Source organism: Pseudomonas sp. GW823-FHT02C02, from assembly GCF_058797635.1.
In genome coordinates, this window is record NZ_JBXAJV010000026.1 from 56,204 (window position 1) to 73,635 (window position 17,432).

At 60.0% G+C, this 17,432-nt stretch carries 14 protein-coding genes; 11 read left to right on the forward strand and 3 right to left on the reverse strand.

The window, feature by feature from the left end; translation table 11 throughout:
• Positions 1 to 125: 125 nt before the first annotated feature.
• The 9 genes from bioF (at position 126) to AC1ROI_RS31735 (ending at position 11,457) form a co-directional block, all read left to right on the forward strand.
• On the forward strand, positions 126 to 1,304 hold the full coding sequence (bioF, locus tag AC1ROI_RS31695; protein WP_010467116.1) for an 8-amino-7-oxononanoate synthase: 1,179 nt from the start codon (positions 126 to 128) through the stop codon (positions 1,302 to 1,304).
• A complete protein-coding gene (locus AC1ROI_RS31700) occupies positions 1,297 to 2,028 on the forward strand; it encodes an alpha/beta fold hydrolase (RefSeq protein WP_010467117.1) in 732 nt (243 codons plus the stop codon). The genes bioF and AC1ROI_RS31700 overlap by 8 nt, the downstream gene beginning before the upstream one ends.
• Positions 2,021 to 2,833, forward strand: coding sequence for a malonyl-ACP O-methyltransferase BioC (gene bioC, locus AC1ROI_RS31705; protein WP_102595101.1), 813 nt, complete (start codon positions 2,021 to 2,023; stop codon positions 2,831 to 2,833). Before AC1ROI_RS31700 ends, bioC begins: the two co-directional genes overlap by 8 nt.
• Complete coding sequence (gene bioD, locus AC1ROI_RS31710) at positions 2,830 to 3,510, forward strand: dethiobiotin synthase (RefSeq protein WP_102595100.1); 681 nt, start codon at positions 2,830 to 2,832, stop codon at positions 3,508 to 3,510. Before bioC ends, bioD begins: the two co-directional genes overlap by 4 nt.
• 107 nt (positions 3,511 to 3,617) lie before the next feature.
• Entirely contained in the window at positions 3,618 to 3,914 is a 297-nt protein-coding gene (locus tag AC1ROI_RS31715) for a hypothetical protein (protein WP_010467121.1), read from the forward strand.
• 277 nt (positions 3,915 to 4,191) lie between these two features.
• A complete protein-coding gene (locus AC1ROI_RS31720; protein ID WP_077747296.1) occupies positions 4,192 to 5,997 on the forward strand; it encodes a phenylacyl-CoA dehydrogenase in 1,806 nt (601 codons plus the stop codon).
• A gap of 239 nt (positions 5,998 to 6,236) precedes the next feature.
• Entirely contained in the window at positions 6,237 to 7,526 is a 1,290-nt protein-coding gene (locus tag AC1ROI_RS31725; RefSeq protein ID WP_010467125.1) for a GGDEF domain-containing protein, read from the forward strand.
• 90 nt (positions 7,527 to 7,616) lie between these two features.
• The gene (locus AC1ROI_RS31730) at positions 7,617 to 9,413 is read left to right on the forward strand and encodes an acyl-CoA dehydrogenase C-terminal domain-containing protein (RefSeq protein WP_102595099.1); all 1,797 of its coding nucleotides are present in this window, start codon (positions 7,617 to 7,619) and stop codon (positions 9,411 to 9,413) included.
• 265 nt (positions 9,414 to 9,678) lie between these two features.
• A complete protein-coding gene (locus AC1ROI_RS31735) occupies positions 9,679 to 11,457 on the forward strand; it encodes an acyl-CoA dehydrogenase C-terminal domain-containing protein (protein WP_102595098.1) in 1,779 nt (592 codons plus the stop codon).
• A gap of 227 nt (positions 11,458 to 11,684) precedes the next feature.
• Here AC1ROI_RS31735 and AC1ROI_RS31740 read toward each other — a convergent pair whose 3' ends face one another.
• Positions 11,685 to 12,614, reverse strand: a complete 930-nt coding sequence (locus tag AC1ROI_RS31740; protein WP_010467132.1) for a LysR family transcriptional regulator — start codon at positions 12,612 to 12,614, stop codon at positions 11,685 to 11,687.
• 169 nt (positions 12,615 to 12,783) lie between these two features.
• Here AC1ROI_RS31740 and AC1ROI_RS31745 point away from each other — a divergent pair, with 169 nt between their 5' ends.
• Together AC1ROI_RS31745 and AC1ROI_RS31750 are read left to right on the forward strand one after the other, a co-directional pair.
• Positions 12,784 to 14,025 (forward strand): aspartate aminotransferase family protein, encoded by a 1,242-nt coding sequence (locus AC1ROI_RS31745; protein ID WP_102595097.1) that lies wholly within the window; start codon positions 12,784 to 12,786, stop codon positions 14,023 to 14,025.
• Between the two features lie 205 nt (positions 14,026 to 14,230).
• Positions 14,231 to 14,389 carry a YqaE/Pmp3 family membrane protein gene (locus tag AC1ROI_RS31750; RefSeq protein WP_007904205.1) on the forward strand — a complete coding sequence of 53 codons (159 nt, stop codon included), beginning with the start codon at positions 14,231 to 14,233 and terminating at the stop codon, positions 14,387 to 14,389.
• Between the two features lie 105 nt (positions 14,390 to 14,494).
• Here AC1ROI_RS31750 and AC1ROI_RS31755 read toward each other — a convergent pair whose 3' ends face one another.
• On the reverse strand, positions 14,495 to 16,321 hold the full coding sequence (locus AC1ROI_RS31755; RefSeq protein WP_102595096.1) for a S9 family peptidase: 1,827 nt from the start codon (positions 16,319 to 16,321) through the stop codon (positions 14,495 to 14,497).
• The gene (pqqE, locus tag AC1ROI_RS31760; RefSeq protein WP_167362294.1) at positions 16,287 to 17,429 is read right to left on the reverse strand and encodes a pyrroloquinoline quinone biosynthesis protein PqqE; all 1,143 of its coding nucleotides are present in this window, start codon (positions 17,427 to 17,429) and stop codon (positions 16,287 to 16,289) included. The genes AC1ROI_RS31755 and pqqE overlap by 35 nt, the downstream gene beginning before the upstream one ends.
• Positions 17,430 to 17,432: the final 3 nt, after the last annotated feature.

The following is a 17,432-nucleotide window of genomic DNA, read 5'->3' on the forward strand; positions in this document are numbered from 1 at the left end:
AGCGAGCCTGCTCGCGAAGAGGCATTCACATTCAACATACATGTTGGTTGTTCGATAGCTTTCGCGAGCAGGCTCGCTCCCACAGGTACTGCGATCGCTACTGAATTCTGATCCACGAGGCCTGCATGTCTTTCGATCTCGCCGCACGCCTTGCTGCCCGTCGTGCCGAAAACCTCTACCGCCAGCGCCCCCTGCTCGAAAGCCCTCAAGGCCCGGAAGTGGTGGTCGACGGTCAGCCATTGCTGGCGTTCTGCAACAACGATTACCTGGGCCTGGCCAATCATCCGCAAGTGATCGAAGCCTGGCGCGCCGGTGCTGCTCGTTGGGGTGTCGGTGGCGGGGCGTCGCATTTGGTCATTGGCCACAGCACGCCGCATCATGAGCTGGAGGAAGCGTTGGCCGACCTGACCGGTCGCCCGCGTGCGCTGCTGTTCACCACCGGTTACATGGCCAACCTCGGCGCGGTCACCGCGTTGATCGGGCAGGGTGATACGGTGCTGGAAGACCGCCTCAATCATGCCTCGTTGCTGGATGCCGGTTTGTTGTCCGGCGCGCGTTTCAATCGCTATCTGCACAACGACGCGGTCAGCCTGGCCAAGCGGCTGGAGAAGGCTACCGGCAATACACTGGTGGTCACCGACGGCGTGTTCAGCATGGACGGCGATATTGCCGACTTGCCGGCGTTGGCCCGGGAAGCCAAGGCTAAGGGCGCGTGGCTGATGGTCGATGACGCCCATGGCTTCGGCCCGCTGGGCGCCAACGGCGGCGGGATTGTCGAGCATTTCGGCCTGAGTCAGGAAGACGTGCCGGTGCTGGTCGGCACCCTCGGCAAGGCATTCGGCACGGCAGGAGCCTTTGTGGCCGGCAGCGAAGAACTGATCGAAAGCCTGATCCAGTTTGCCCGCCCCTATATCTACACCACCAGCCAGCCACCGGCCCTGGCTTGCGCGACGCTGAAAAGCCTTGAGCTGCTGCGCACTGAACATTGGCGACGCGAGCATCTGAAGACGCTGATCCGCCAGTTCCGCCATGGCGCCGAGCAGATCGGCCTGGAGTTGATGGACAGCTTCACGCCGATCCAGCCGATCATGATCGGCGATGCCGGGCGTGCGATGCGACTGTCGCAGATGCTGCGCGAGCGCGGACTGATGGTCACGGCGATTCGTCCGCCCACCGTGCCCGCCGGCAGCGCCCGTCTGCGCGTGACCCTGACCGCCGCCCACAGCGAAGCGCAGGTGCAGCTATTGTTGAATGGACTGGCCGATTGTTTTCAATTACTGGGACCGGAGCCAAGCCATGCGTGATCGACTGATTCTGCTGCCCGGCTGGGGCCTCGGCATTTCACCGCTCGAGCCTTTAGCGGCCGCCTTGCAGGGGCTGGATGAGCATCTGCGGGTCGAGATCGAGCCGTTGCCGGAACTGGAATCGAGCGATATTGAAGAGTGGCTCGATGAACTGGATTCGACGATCCCGCAAGACACCTGGCTCGGTGGCTGGTCCCTCGGTGGCATGCTTGCGTCTGAGCTGGCGGCGCGTCGTGGTGATCGTTGCTGTGGCTTGCTGACCCTGGCGAGCAATCCTTCTTTTGTCGCCCATGAGCAATGGCCGAGCGCGATGGCTGGCGAAACCTTCGACGCGTTTCTCGCCGGTTGCAAGGCCGATCCGCGAATGACGTTGAAGCGCTTTTCACTCCTTTGCGCCCAAGGCTCGGAAGATCCTCGCGGGCTGTCGCGGTTGTTGCTCGGTGGGGCGCCGCACACCTCTGAAGCAGTGCTGATGAGCGGTCTGGAAGTGCTCGCCCAACTAGATACCCGTCAAGCCTTGCAGGCATTTCGTGGTCCGCAACTGCATTTGTTCGCCGGCCTCGACGGTCTGGTCCCGGCCGAGGCAGCGAGCGAGTTGCTGGCCTTGCTGCCGGATGTCGAAATCGGCCTGATCGAACAGGCCAGCCATGCGTTTCTACTGGAAGACCCCCACGGTGTGGCGGGGGCGATCCAGGCCTTTTTGCACGAGTCCGGTGATGACTGATTTATCTTTCCCCAATCTACCTGGCGGCTTGCCTGACAAGCGCCAGGTGGCGGCCTCCTTCTCCCGCGCGGCGTCGAGCTACGACAGCGTGGCCGAATTGCAGCGCGATGTCGGCAGCCAGTTGTTGAGCCGTTTGCCCGGTGATTTTGTGCCGGGTGTCTGGCTGGATCTGGGCTGCGGTACCGGGCATTTCAGCCGGGCATTGGGCGAGCGCTTTTCTTCGGGCAACGGACTGGCAATGGACATCGCCGAGGGCATGCTCAAACACGCCCGGCCATTAGGCGGCGCCACCCATTTCATCGCCGGGGATGCAGAACGGTTGCCGTTGCAGGATTCGACCTGTGATCTGATCTTCTCCAGCCTGGCGGTGCAGTGGTGCGCGGATTTCGAATCGGTGCTCAGCGAGGCGTTTCGGGCACTCAAGCCGGGCGGGGTATTCGCGTTTGCTAGTCTTTGTGTAGGGACGCTGTTTGAGTTGCGTGACAGCTGGCGTCAAGTGGATGGCATGGTGCACGTCAATCGCTTCCGCGAGTTCGGTATTTATCAACAGCTGTGCGCGACCAGTGGCTTGCGGGTTGTCAGTCTGGAGACCCGTCCTCATGTGTTGCATTACCCGGACGTGCGCAGCCTGACGCATGAACTCAAGGCGTTGGGCGCGCACAACTTGAACCCCGGTCGGCCGGGCGGTTTGACCGGTCGGGCGCGGATCCTTGGCTTGGTCGAGGCTTATGAGCAGTTTCGTCAGGCCGAAGGATTGCCGGCGACTTATCAAGTGGTCTACGCCGTGTTGGAGAAACCCATATGAGCGCTGCTTATTTCATTACCGGCACGGACACTGATGTCGGCAAGACCACCATTGCTGCCGGCTTGTTGCATGCTGCGCGGTCGGCGGGCATGAGTACGGCGGCGGGCAAGCCGGTCGCTTCCGGCTGTGATGTGACGCCCAAGGGTTTGCGTAATTCCGATGCGCTGGCGCTGCTGGCCGAGTGCTCGTTGCCGCTGACTTATGCACAGGTCAACCCGGTGGCATTCGAACCGCCGATTGCTCCGCACCTGGCCGCGCGGGAGGCGGGCGTGGCGCTGACGGTGCAATCACTGTTTACGCCGATGCTCGCGATTCTCGACATGCAGGCCGATTTTACCTTGATCGAAGGCGCCGGCGGCTGGCGCGTGCCGTTGGCGGATCAGGACAATCTGTCGGATCTGGCAATGGCGCTGGGCCTGCCGGTGATCCTGGTGGTTGGGGTGCGCCTGGGTTGCATCAATCATGCACTGCTGACCGCCGAGGCGATTGCTCAGGATGGTTTGCAGCTGGCGGGGTGGGTGGCCAATATCATCGATCCGAAGACCTCGCGCCTGGAAGAGAACCTCGCGACCCTCGCCGAGCGCATTCCCGCGCCTTGTCTTGGACGGGTGCCAAAACTCAAATCGGTCACCGCAGAAGCGGTGGCGGAGCATCTGCAACTGGATCTGCTGGATTGAGATTTTGCCTATGACAAGGCACTGTGCCATTAGTGTTTTTGTCGGGCCTTTTGCCATCAGGTCTGGTTCAATGGTCGCTGTTGTTCCTTTTTAGGACGAGTTCTCCCATGGAAATCTCAGGAAACACCGCTTTTTATGCCGGTCTGAGCACTATTCAGACAGGGCAGAACCGTGTCGATCAGGCTTCCGGCCAGATCGCCAGCAGTACCCTCGAGCGTTCGGTGACGAGCCAGTCTTCCGAGGTTCAGGTAGACCGCCTGCGTTCGGTTGACCGCAGCCAGCAATCGGACCTGGCCAGCAATATGGTCGAGATGGCCCAGGGCAAGTTTCAGGTGGAGGCCGGCGTGAAAGTCGCCAAGGCGTCCGACGAAATGCTTGGAACGTTGATTGATACCTACGCTTGACCCCTCGCTGAACCCTTCCTGCCAACGCCGCGACTATTCGCGGCGTTTTTGTGCGTAAGTCCTTCTCCCTCAACTAATCTTTCCTGCATGGCCTGTTGCGTTGTCAACGGCGGCGGCGCGGCTGCGTGCCCGGCATTTGTGCGCGTGATGACGAACGGCAAAAGATCGGCGCTTGACAAGATTTGGGCGTAAACGTATGTTTCAAACAACTGTTTGACCGTCACAACAAATCAACACGGTCGTTCATTCCCGGTTACATCAGCAGAGGTTTATCGCTATGCCTGACTACAAGGCCCCCTTGCGTGATATTCGCTTCGTTCGTGACGAACTGCTCGGCTACGAAGCGCACTATCAGAGCCTTCCGGCTTGCGCAGACGCAACTCCAGACATGGTTAGCGCCATTCTCGAAGAAGGCGCCAAGTTTTGTGAGCAGGTGCTGGCTCCGCTGAACCGCGTGGGTGACACCGAAGGCTGCACCTGGAGCGAGTCCGGCGTTAAAACCCCGACTGGCTTCAAAGAAGCCTACAAGCAATTCGTTGAAGGCGGCTGGCCAAGCCTGGCCCACGACGTAGAGCACGGTGGCCAGGGCCTGCCGGAGTCTCTGGGTCTGGCCGTCAGCGAAATGGTTGGCGAAGCCAACTGGTCGTGGGGCATGTACCCAGGCCTGTCGCACGGCGCGATGAACACCATTTCCGAGCACGGCACGCCTGAGCAGCAAGAGGCTTACCTGACCAAACTGGTGTCCGGCGAATGGACCGGCACCATGTGCCTGACCGAACCGCACTGCGGCACCGACCTGGGCATGCTGCGCACCAAGGCTGAACCTCAAGCCGACGGTTCCTACAAAGTCTCCGGCACCAAAATCTTCATCTCGGCCGGTGAACACGACATGGCCGACAACATCGTCCACATCGTGCTGGCTCGCCTGCCGGATGCGCCGGCTGGCACCAAAGGCATTTCTTTGTTCATCGTGCCTAAGTTCATGCCGAACGCAGACGGTACGATCGGCGCCCGCAACGCCGTGACCTGTGGTTCCCTGGAACACAAGATGGGTATCCACGGCAACGCCACTTGCGTGATGAACTTCGACGCAGCCACCGGTTACCTGATCGGCCCGGCGAACAAAGGCCTGAACTGCATGTTCACCTTTATGAACACCGCTCGTCTGGGCACCGCGCTGCAAGGCCTGGCCCACGCCGAGATCGGCTTTCAGGGCGGTCTGAAATACGCTCGCGATCGTCTGCAAATGCGCTCGCTGACTGGCCCGAAAGCGCCGGAAAAAGCCGCTGATCCGATCATCGTTCACCCTGATGTACGTCGCATGTTGTTGACCATGAAAGCGTTCGCCGAAGGCAACCGCGCGATGGTTTACTTCACCGCCAAGCAAGTCGACATCGTCAAATACGGCGTAGACGAAGAAGAGAAGAAAAAAGCCGACGCACTGCTGGCGTTCATGACGCCAATCGCCAAAGCCTTCATGACTGAAGTCGGTTTTGAGTCTGCCAACCACGGCGTGCAAATCTATGGTGGCCACGGCTTCATCGCCGAGTGGGGCATGGAGCAGAACGTTCGCGACAGCCGCATTTCGATGCTGTACGAAGGCACCACCGGTATCCAGGCACTCGACCTGCTGGGTCGTAAAGTGCTGATGACTCAAGGCGAAGCCCTCAAAGGCTTCACCAAGATCGTCCACAAGTTCTGCCAGACCAACGAAGGCAACGAAGCGGTCAAAGAGTTCGTCGAGCCATTGGCTGCACTGAACAAAGAATGGGGCGAGCTGACCATGAAGGTCGGTATGGCTGCCATGAAGGACCGCGAAGAAGTCGGCGCGGCGTCGGTGGACTACCTGATGTACTCCGGTTACGCCTGCCTGGCCTACTTCTGGGCTGACATGGCGCGTCTGGCTGCCGAGAAACTGGCTGCCGGCACTTCCGAAGAGGCGTTCTACACCGCCAAGCTGCAGACTGCGCGCTTCTACTTCCAGCGCATCTTGCCGCGTACCCGCACTCATGTTGCAACCATGCTGTCGGGTGCCAACAACTTGATGGACATGAAAGAAGAAGACTTCGCACTGGGCTACTAAGCCTCAACGCAGTTCTTCATAAAGCCGCTATCCCTTCCGGGGTAGCGGCTTTTTTGTTCCTGGTGAAAGTAAAAGCTCGCCCGCGATCTTTGATGGGGGCCAGTCACTGCCAATTCGGTCTGCGGCCACTGAAACACCCGCTAAAAAAACCTGACAATTGACTCAGTAAGTCGGTATTTCTGCCGTTACAGTAGGTGGGCACAATGCCATCTATTGTCATGACGGTCGGAGCTTTACCCTTGCCGCGTTCTTCCGCTGTACGTATCAGCCATTTCCTACCGTCGTTACTGCTTTTGCTTGCGGGGCTTGCGGCCGCTTACATCAAGGACCTCAACGTCTTTTTCACTTCGCTGTTCAACGTGCTGCCGACCCTGGTGCTGTTACTCGGTGGTGCGTATTGCGCGGTTTACCGACGTCAGCGCGAACTGTTTCTGATGGTGACGGTGTACATCGCCTACTTTCTGCTCGACACCCAGACCGACTATTACCGCGACAACGGCAAGGTCCGTGAAGATGCAGCAGTGGTGTTCCACCTGTGTTGCCTATTGCTGCCGCTGTTGTTCGGCGTGTTCGCCGCATGGCAGGAACGCACCCACTTGTTTCAGGACATGGTGGCGCGCTTCGCGGTATTGCTAGCTGTTGGCAGTGTCGCGCTCGGGCTGGAGCAAAGTTATCCCCAGGCCTTGTTGATGTGGCTGTCGGAAATCCGCTGGCCAGCGCTGCATGGCGCCTGGATGAGCTTGATCCAGTTGTCCTATCCCGTGTTCATCGCCTCGTTCCTGCTGCTGAGCTGGCAATACTGGCGTAACCCCAGACCCTTGCACGCCGCACAACTGGTGGGGTTGGTCGGGTTGTTCTGGGCGCTGCCGAAAACTTTCATCCTGCCGTTCACCCTGAACATCATGTGCAGTCAGGTGATGTTAATGATTGCCGCCGCGGTCGCCCACGAGGCCTATCAAATGGCCTTCCGCGACGAGCTCACTGGCCTGCCGGGTCGTCGCGCCTTGAACGAGCGGATGCAGCGGCTGGGGCGCAATTACGTGCTGGCCATGAGCGACGTCGATCACTTCAAGAAATTCAACGACACCCATGGTCACGATGTCGGCGATCAGGTCTTGAGACTGGTCGCCAGTAAGCTGTCGAAAATCGGAGGAGGCGGTAGGGCATATCGCTACGGCGGTGAGGAATTTGCCCTGGTGTTCGCGGGCAAGACCCTCGAAGAGTGCATGCCGCACCTGGAAGTCATCCGCGAATCCATCGCCACCTACAACATTCAGTTGCGCAATCAGGACAGCCGTCCTCAGGACGACCAGCAAGGTCGCCAGAAACGTGCAGGTTCGGGCGCTACCAGTGTGTCGGTCACTGTCAGCATCGGCGTGGCCGAACGACAAGAGCAGCGCACCCCCGAAAAAGTACTCAAGTCCGCGGACGAAGCGCTCTACAGCGCCAAGGGCGCCGGGCGAAATTGCGTGGTGGCATTCGGTCAGACTCGCCGTGGCGCGGTGCGCATGGACGCCGCTGCGGGTTGAGTGATGATGGCGCATTCAGCGTCTGGACTGTGATTGTGAGGCCGGGTGGGCGGCAGTAGGTTTGAACGATCTGCTGACGGAGAAACGACCATGCCCGAATACAAAGCTCCCCTGCGCGACATGCGCTTTCTGATCGACCACGTCTTCGACTTCCACACCAACTACGCCGCGCTGGGCGCCACCGCCGCGAGCCCGGACATGGTCAATGCGATCCTCGAAGAAGGCGCGAAATTCTGTGAGAACGTTCTCGCACCGTTGAATCGCAGCGGTGACGAAGAAGGCTGCCATTTCGACAACGGTGTGGTGACAACGCCTACAGGCTTCAAGCAGGCTTTCGCACAGTACGTGGAAGGTGGCTGGCACGGTCTGGCAGCTGATCCGGCGTATGGCGGCCAGGGTTTGCCAAGTTCTCTGGGCCTGGTCATCAGTGAGATGGTCGGCTCCAGCAATACTTCGTGGGGCATGTACCCCGGCCTGACCCACGGGGCGATGTCGGCCATCCACGCCCACGGCACCGAAGATCAGAAGAACACCTACCTGAGCAAACTGACGGCTGGCCAATGGACCGGCACCATGTGCCTGACCGAGGCGCATTGCGGCACTGACCTGGGCATCATCAAAACCCGCGCCGTGCCTTCAGCCGACGGTAGCTACGCGATTTCCGGCAGCAAGATCTTCATCTCGGCCGGCGAACACGACATGAGCGACAACATCATTCATCTGGTGTTGGCGAAACTGCCGGATGCTCCGGCAGGCACCAAGGGTATTTCCCTGTTCATCGTTCCCAAATTCCTAGCCGATGCCGAGGGTGAAGCCGGCGAGCGCAACGGCGTCTCCTGCGGCTCGATCGAACACAAAATGGGCATCAAGGCCTCGGCGACCTGCGTGCTGAACTTCGACGAAGCCAAGGGCTTCTTGATCGGCGAGCCGAACAAGGGCCTGAACTGCATGTTCACCATGATGAACCACGCACGGCTCGGCACTGGCATGCAGGGGTTGTGTCTGGGTGAGGCGAGTTTCCAGGGTGCCATCAAGTACGCCAACGATCGCCTGCAAATGCGCGCGCTGACTGGCGCGAAAGCACCGGACAAAGCCGCCGATCCGATCATCGTTCATCCTGACGTGCGCCGGATGTTGCTGACCATGAAAGCCTTCAACGAAGGCAACCGCGCGCTGACCTATTTCACCGCGCAGCTGCTGGACGTCGCGCACCTGAGCCCGGATGAAACGGCGCGTCAGGACGCCGAAGACCTGTTGGCCTTCCTGACGCCGATCTGCAAAGCCTTCATGACTGACACCGGTCTGGAGGTCACCAACCACGGTATGCAGGTGTTTGGCGGTCACGGCTTTATCCGTGAATGGGGCATGGAGCAGTTGGTTCGCGACTGCCGGATCGCGCCGATCTACGAAGGCACCAACGGCATTCAGGCGCTGGATCTACTCGGGCGCAAAGTGCTCGGCAGTCAGGGCAAATTGCTGCGTGGCTTCACCAAAATCGTCCACAAATTCTGCGCGGCGAATGCCGAGCATCCACAACTGGCCAGCTATGTGGCTCAACTCAATGGACTGAATCAACAGTGGGGCGAGTTGACCGCCAAGGTTGGCATGGCCGCAATGAAGAATCCGGACGAAGTCGGTGCGGCGTCGGTGGATTACTTGATGTACAGCGGTTACATCATCCTCGGCTATCTGTGGTTGCGCATGGCGCTGGTGGCCCAGGCGCAACTCGACGCTGGCAGCGGTGATGCGGATTACTGCCGAGGCAAACTGGCAACCAGCGAGTTCTACTTCAAGCGTTTGCTGCCGCGTACTGCCGCTCATCGGGCGGCTATCGAAGCGGGGAGTGATTGTTTGATGAAGTTGCCGGCGGAGTTGTTTGCGCTCTGACGATTGTTAAAAGCTTCGCGGGCAAGCCTCGCTCCTACAGGTCAGTGTCGTTCACGGGATATGCGTGACCCCGACCTGTAGGAGCGAGGCTTGCCCGCGAATGCGTTCTGCCAGACGAGAACTGCTCAGCTGAAATGCTGCTGACTAAAAATTACAAAACGGTCACGGCCTGACCCTATGTGTCGCAAAAGTTGTTGGGTTACACTCGAGCCCAACGAAAACATCATTCCCACGAATCACCTGTTTAGATCTTGCGAGGTTTGCCATGGCTGACTACAAAGCGCCCCTGCGCGATATGCGCTTCGTCCTCAATGAAGTCTTCGAGGTCGCCAAACTCTGGGCGCAGCTGCCTGCGCTGGCCGAAACCGTTGATGCTGAAACCGTCGAAGCCATTCTCGAAGAAGCCGGCAAGGTCACCAGCAAAAGCATCGCGCCCCTGAGCCGTGCAGCTGACGAAGAAGGTTGCCATTGGGCGGACGGTGCCGTCACCACGCCGGCCGGTTTCCCACAGGCTTATCAGACTTACGCTGAAGGCGGTTGGGTCGGTGTCGGTGGCGATCCGACCTACGGCGGCATGGGCATGCCCAAGGCCGTGTCGGCGCAAGTCGAAGAAATGGTCAACTCCGCCAGCCTGTCGTTCGGTCTGTACCCGATGCTGACCGCCGGTGCCTGCCTGTCGATCAACGCCCACGCCAGTGAAGAACTGAAAGCTGCGTACCTGCCGAACATGTATGCCGGCGTCTGGGCCGGTTCCATGTGCCTGACCGAACCGCACGCCGGTACAGACCTGGGGATCATCCGCACCAAGGCCGAGCCTCAGGCCGACGGTTCCTACAAGGTCAGCGGCACCAAGATCTTCATCACTGGCGGCGAGCACGACCTGACCGAGAACATCATTCACCTGGTGCTGGCCAAACTGCCGGACGCCCCGGCGGGGCCGAAAGGCATTTCGCTGTTCCTGGTACCGAAGTTCATGGTCAATGCCGATGGCAGCCTGGGAGCGCGTAACCCGGCGAACTGCGGTTCGATCGAACACAAGATGGGCATCCAGGCCTCCGCGACGTGCGTGATGAACTTCGACGAAGCCGTGGGTTACTTGGTCGGCGAGCCGAACAAAGGCTTGGCAGCGATGTTCACCATGATGAACTACGAGCGTCTGGGCGTCGGTATCCAGGGCCTGGCCACCGGCGAGCGCTCCTACCAGAACGCCGTCGAATACGCCCGCGACCGTCTGCAAAGCCGTTCGCCGACCGGCGCGCAGAACAAGGACAAGGTCGCAGACCCGATCATCGTCCATCCGGACGTGCGTCGCATGCTGCTGACCATGAAAGCCTCGAACGAAGGCGGTCGTGCGTTCTCCACTTACGTGGCCATGCAACTGGACACGGCCAAGTTCAGCGAAGACGCGACCGTCCGCAAACGCGCGGAAGATCTGGTCGCACTGCTGACGCCAGTAGCCAAGGCGTTCCTGACCGACCTCGGTCTGGAAACCACCGTGCACGGCCAGCAGGTTTTTGGCGGCCACGGTTACATCCGTGAGTGGGGTCAGGAACAACTGGTTCGCGACGTGCGCATCACCCAGATCTACGAAGGCACCAACGGCATTCAGGCGCTTGACCTCGTAGGACGCAAGATCGTCGGCACGGGCGGGGCGTTCTACAACCTGTTCGCGGATGAGATTCGTCATTTCACCGCCACCGCCAGCGCTGATCTCGCGGAGTTCACCAAGCCGCTGAACGAAGCCGTCACCACCCTCGACGAGCTGACTTTGTGGTTGCTGGACCGGGCGAAAAACAACCCGAACGAAATCGGCGCGGCGTCGGTCGAGTACCTGCAAACCTTCGGTTACGTGGCTTACGCCTACATGTGGGCGCTGATGGCCAAGGCGGCCTTCGGCAAAGAAGCGCAGGATGATTTCTACGCGAGCAAGCTGGGCACGGCGCGGTTCTATTTCGCCCGTCTGCTGCCGCGTATTCACTCGTTGAGTGCGTCGGTGAAGGCGGGGAGCGAGTCGCTGTTTCTGCTGGACGCCGGACAGTTCTGACCCGATAGCGTCATGTAAGCATTCTCTTACATGACGTGCTGCTGTTCTCCCATAGGCGAAGATTGGATCCAGAGCTAATCTACTTCACATGGACGTCGCGCAGGAAGCGCAAAGCAACAACACGGACACGTAGGATTCTGCCAGGACGGCGGAGTGAAATGGATGTCAGGGAAACAGTCTGCAAAGCCCCGCTTCGGCGGGGTTTTCTTTTGCCCGCAGAAAAGTATTCAGCGCGGCCCGTCGAGCGCAGTCGAGCTGTTCAAACGGTCGTCGGGCCCGTTCATCACTTCTTCCAACAGCGTGCGCAATAGGGCCAGCGAGGCTTGTTGCCGCTGCACATCCCGACACACTAATCCGACTTTCAGCGGCACTCGGGGCTCGGTCAGCGGTTTCCAGAGCAATTCATTGTTGCCGAGCGCCTTTTGCGAGCGCCCAGGCAGCACGGTGGCCAGCCGGGTGTGGGGCAGACTGTCGAGAATCCCCGCCATGTTATTCAGTTCCGCCTGCACCTGCGGCCGTCGTCCCAGATTGGCCAGTTGTGTCTGCCAGATCTGCCGCACTTGAAACTCTTCACCCAGCAACAGCATGGGCAACTCGGCGGCCTGACTCATCGAGACTTTCTTGAACTCGCGCAACGGGTGGTCCGCCGGGATCACCAGGGTCAGTTCATCTTCGTACAGCATGACGCCATGCAACCCCGGCTGTCGGGGCGGCAGGTAGCTGATGCCGATGTCGAGGGAACCATTGAGCAGCCGCCGCTCGATTTCCAGGCCAGTCAATTCATAGATCTGCACCACCAGATGCGGTTGCGCCTTGCGCACGCGTTCGAGCATCTGCGGCACGAGACTTGTGTGAACCGTCTGCAACACGCCAATGGCCAAGGTGCGCAGCGCCTGACCCTTGAAGTTGCCCAATGCCTCGCGGGCCCGTTGCAGGCCATCAAGCAAGGGTAGGGCGTGGTTGTACAAAGTATGGGCGGCCAGAGTGGGTAGCAGGCGTTTGCTGCTGCGTTCGAACAGGCTTACATCGAGGTTTTGCTCGAGCTGGCGGATCTGCTGGGACAGCGCCGGCTGGGAGATTGACAGTCGCTCGGCCGCACGGCCGACGTGGCCTTCTTCATAGACCGCGACGAAATAACGCAGTTGCTTGAAATCCATAAGGTGCGCTTATCGAAAATGCTGGGAAATCGAAATGGCTCAACGCCTTGTATGGGCCTAGTCTAACCGCATTCACAAGGCTTACAGGGCCAGAGCGCACGATGGATACCGTTTACGTTGATGGTGTTTGCATAGGTAAGGCAAAAAACCTCAAGCGAGGCTTTTGCGGATGAATCTGTTCAACTTGCGTCGCACTCCACCGAGCCTCGACGACTTGGTCGTAGACACTTCCCCGTCGTCCAGACGCGACAACCTTTCCCGCGAGTGGCTGATGCCCAGTGTCGAGCGGCCGAAGCAGATTTTTGTCCGCGGGCAAGGCTCCTGGCTGTGGGACAGCGATGACCGCGCTTACCTGGATTTCTCGCAGGGTGGCGGCGCCAACAGCCTGGGCCACAGCCCTTCGGTGCTGGTCAATGCGATATCAGAACAGGCTCAATCGCTGATCAACCCGGGTTTCGCACTGCATAACCGCGGCATGCTCAACCTTGCCGAGCGACTCTGCAATAGCACCGGCAGTGATCAGGCGTACCTGCTCAACAGCGGCACCGAAGCCTGTGAGGCCGCGATTCAACTGGCTCGTCAATGGGGTCGACTGCATCGCAGCGGGGCCTCACGGATCATCGTGGCCAGCAACGGCTGCCATGGCCGTAGTCCCGGGACGATTTCACCGTCGGACTTTCACCCCGTTCCCTTCAATGATCTGGCGGCGATGCACGCGGCGGTCGATGCCCGGACCGTGGCCATCCTGCTCGAACCGATCCAAAACGAAGCCGGGGTGATTCCGGCCACTGCGCATTACCTCAAGGGTGTCGAACGCCTGTGTCGGGAGCTGGGCATTTTGTTGATCCTCGACGACGTGCACACCGGCCTCGGTCGCTGCGGCACGTTGCTTGCCGAACAGGTCCACGGTGTTCGGGCAGATATCGTCGTCCTCGGCGAAGGGCTTGGCGGTGGTGTGCCATTGGCTGCGTTGTTGGCGCGGGGCAAGGCCTGTTGTTTCGAGGTGGGCGACCTGTCGGGCGCTCATCATGGCAATGCGCTGATGACCGCTGCCGGTCTTGCGGTGTTGAACACGATTCAGGACAAGGTTTTTCTCGATCATGTGGTTGAAACCGGTCAGCACCTGCGCGAAGCCTTGAGCCGTTTGTCCTATCGCTATGGTCACGGCGAGTTGCGCGGGCAAGGGCTGCTCTGGGGACTGACCCTGTCCGATGATTCCGCTGAAGCCGTGGTCAAAGCCGCGTTGTCCGAAGGCTTGGTGATCAACGCCCCACAACCCGATTGCCTGCGCTTTACCCCGGCGCTCACGGTCAGCAACGCCAACATCGACGAAATGATCCTGCGCCTGTCCCGCGCCTTTTCCCGCGTACGCACCGCACAACTGCAGTGCCGCAAGGGGATTGCGGTCTGATCAGACTTTTCCCGCACGAATTCCAGAACCGTCTCGCGGTAATAACGCATCGCCCCACGTTTGATTCTTTCGCGTGGGGCGTTTTTTTTGCCTGCGATTCATGAGGTTTCGCTATTGCGCCAGGTTCCTACTGAACCCTGACGAACGGCGCGTGTCGATTAGCAGTAGGGCTCACACGAGTTCACTTCACATCAGGAGCTGCCCCATGGATTTCATTCGCATCATCATTGCCATTCTGTTGCCACCACTGGGTGTGTTTCTGCAAGTCGGTTTCGCCGGCGCTTTCTGGCTGAATATTTTGCTGACGTTGTGCGGTTACATTCCGGGGATCGTGCATGCGGTGTACATCATCGCCAAGCGCTGAGTTCTGCAGCGTCAGATAGATCGCTTTCGCGGGCAAGCCTCGCTCCTACGGGATAACACCGTACCTGTAGGAGCGAAGCTTGCCCGCGAAGGGCGCGACGCGGTTTCAGCTTGCGAGTTCGATCACCCGCCGATAAAACAACCACTCCTGCTCCAGCGCATGGGCCTGGTTCCCCGCCTTGCGAAAGCCATGACGTTCGTCCGCGTAGTAATGCGCTTCAACCAGAATGCCGTTGTCTTGTAGCGCCTTGACCATGTCGCGGGTCTGTTGCGGCACCACCACGGCGTCCAGTTCGCCCTGAAAGAAAATCATCGGAACACTGATGTTGTTCGCATGCAGCAGCGGAGTGCGCGCGGCGTATCGTTCGGCATCCTCAACCGGATCGCCAATCAGCCAATCCAGATAATCGCCTTCGAACTTGTGGGTCGCGCGGCCCAGTGCCACGGGATCGCTGACACCGTAAAGGCTGGCGCCTGCGCGGAAGACGTTGTGAAAGGCCAACGCACACAGCGTGGTGTAACCGCCAGCACTGCCGCCGCGAATAAACGCCTTGTCGCCGTCGATCAAGCCGCGATCGGCAAGATAAGCGACCACCGCGCAGGCATCTTCGACATCCACGTCACCCCAACTCAAATGCAGCGCCTGGCGATACGCCCGGCCATAGCCACTGCTGCCGCGGTAGTTGAGATCGGCCACGGCGAAGCCGCGTTGCGCCCAGTACTGAATGCGTGGATCAAGCATCGGGTAGCAGGCCGAGGTCGGGCCGCCGTGGATGAACACCACCAGCGGCGGTTTCGCCTCGCCGGTCATCGGCGGATAGAAGAAGCCGTGGGCCTCGCCCGAACCGCTCGGGTAGCGCAAGGTTCGCGGGACGCTGATGCGCTCGGCGGGCAACGGTGCAATCCCGCCGGCGAGGATTTTGACCTGGCGGGTATCGCGCTCGATTGCGATCACCGCCGACGAACTGACCGGCGATGCCGCGATGCAATAGATGAATTGCTCATCCAGTGCGAGATGACGAAAACGGCTGTAATCACCGGTGAAATCTTCAGCGGCGTCACCGCAGATTCCCAGTTTGCCGAACCCGCCTTCGGTCCAACTGGCCAAGTAGCGGCTTTCGCCCAGCGGCAACCAGGTGCTGCCCCCCAGCTGCCACGGCGCCGGCCCATGGTCAGCGGCGGCACTCGGCAGCAGGCTCAGGCCGTCTGCGGATTCCGCCCAAGGCTGCCAGTAGCCGCCGCGATCCGTCAGGCAAAGCAGGTGGCCGTTGCTGTCGAAACGCGGTTGTTGCAGTGACTCCTGCGCACCATCGCCCGCCACACAACGCGGTTGAGCGAAGCCCCCATCATTCTGGCGCTCGGCAACCATCAAGCGAGTGGCGGTCCATGGCTGATCCGGGCGGCTCCATTCAATCCACGCCAATCGTTGCGAGTCCGGACTCAGCGTCGGCGCGGCATAGAAATCGGCGCCTTCGGCCAGCAGATGACGCTGGCCGTCAGCCACATCAATCGCCACCAGACGATGCCGATCCCGGTTCTCTTCAACCGCCAAAACCTGTCCGTTGGCAAACTGCAGATCGCCGTAACGGCATTCCCCGGAGGTCAGCACCTCAGGCGTCTCGCCCGCCAGCGATTGCCGATAGAGTTGCTGGTCTGCTTCGTTGACGAAAACAATCCCGTCATCGGTCAGACAAAACGCGCCACCGCCATATTCGTACACCCGACTGCGCACGCTGAAACCCGTTGGCGTCAGGCAACGGGCCTGGCCGTCGCGCCAATGCCAGATCCTGCAGGCGGCATCTTCGGGACGGTATTCGTTCCAGAACAGGCCATGCTGGCCGACTAACAGCTCGGCGAAGTCGATACCGGCTGCGACGGCCCGGGAAGCGCTGAAGGGTTCAGCTTTTAGCGATGAGGCGTGAGTTTCGTTCATTGCGAAAGGCCAGTTGTTCAATGGTCTGGGTCGCGTGTTCGGCTTCTTCGCGGGCCTTGAGAATCACGCCATGATGCTCCGACTTGCTGCACACCGGGTCGGCATTGCTGGCGTCACCCGTGAGCATGAACGCCTGGCAGCGGCAGCCGCCGAAGTCTTTTTCTTTCTCGTCGCAGGAGCGGCATGGCTCGGGCATCCAGTCGTAACCGCGGAAGCGGTTGAAGCCGAACGAGTCGTACCAGATGTGCTGCATGCTGTGATCGCGCACGTTCGGAAACTGCACCGGCATCTGTCGGGCACCGTGACACGGCAGTGCGGTTCCGTCCGGCGTGACTGTAAGAAAGATGCTGCCCCAGCCGTTCATGCAGGCTTTCGGGCGTTCTTCGTAGTAGTCCGGCGTGACGAAAATCAGCTTGCACGGATGACCTTCGGCTTCCAGTTTGGCGCGGTATTCGTTGGTGATGCGTTCGGCGCGAACCAATTGCTCTTTGGTCGGCAACAGGCCGACCCGATTGAGCTGTGCCCAGCCATAGAACTGGCAGGTGGCGAGTTCGACAAAGTCCGCTTCAAGGGCGATGCACAGCTCGATGATCCGGTCGATCTTGTCGATGTTGTGCCGATGGGTCACGAAGTTCAGCACCATCGGGTAGCCGTGGGCTTTCACCGCACGAGCCATTTCCAGCTTCTGCGCGAAGGCCTTTTTCGAACCCGCCAACAAGTTATTCACTTGTTCGTCGCTGGCCTGGAAACTGATCTGGATGTGATCAAGGCCGGCTTTCTTGAAGTCGCTGATTTTCTGCTCGGTGAGGCCAATGCCGGACGTGATGAGGTTGGTGTAGAAACCCAACTTGCGCGCCTCGGCGATCAACTCGGCAAGGTCCTGGCGCACCAGCGGCTCACCGCCGGAAAAGCCCAGCTGTGCGGCACCCATTTCCCGGGCTTCGCGGAACACTTTGATCCACTGCTCGGTGCTCAGTTCTTTGCCTTGTTCGGCGAAGTCCAGCGGGTTGGAGCAGTATGGACATTGCAGCGGACAGCGGTACGTCAGCTCGGCCAGCAGCCACAGCGGCAGGCCGATTTCAGGTTTTGGCGGTAACGTGCCTGACACGGA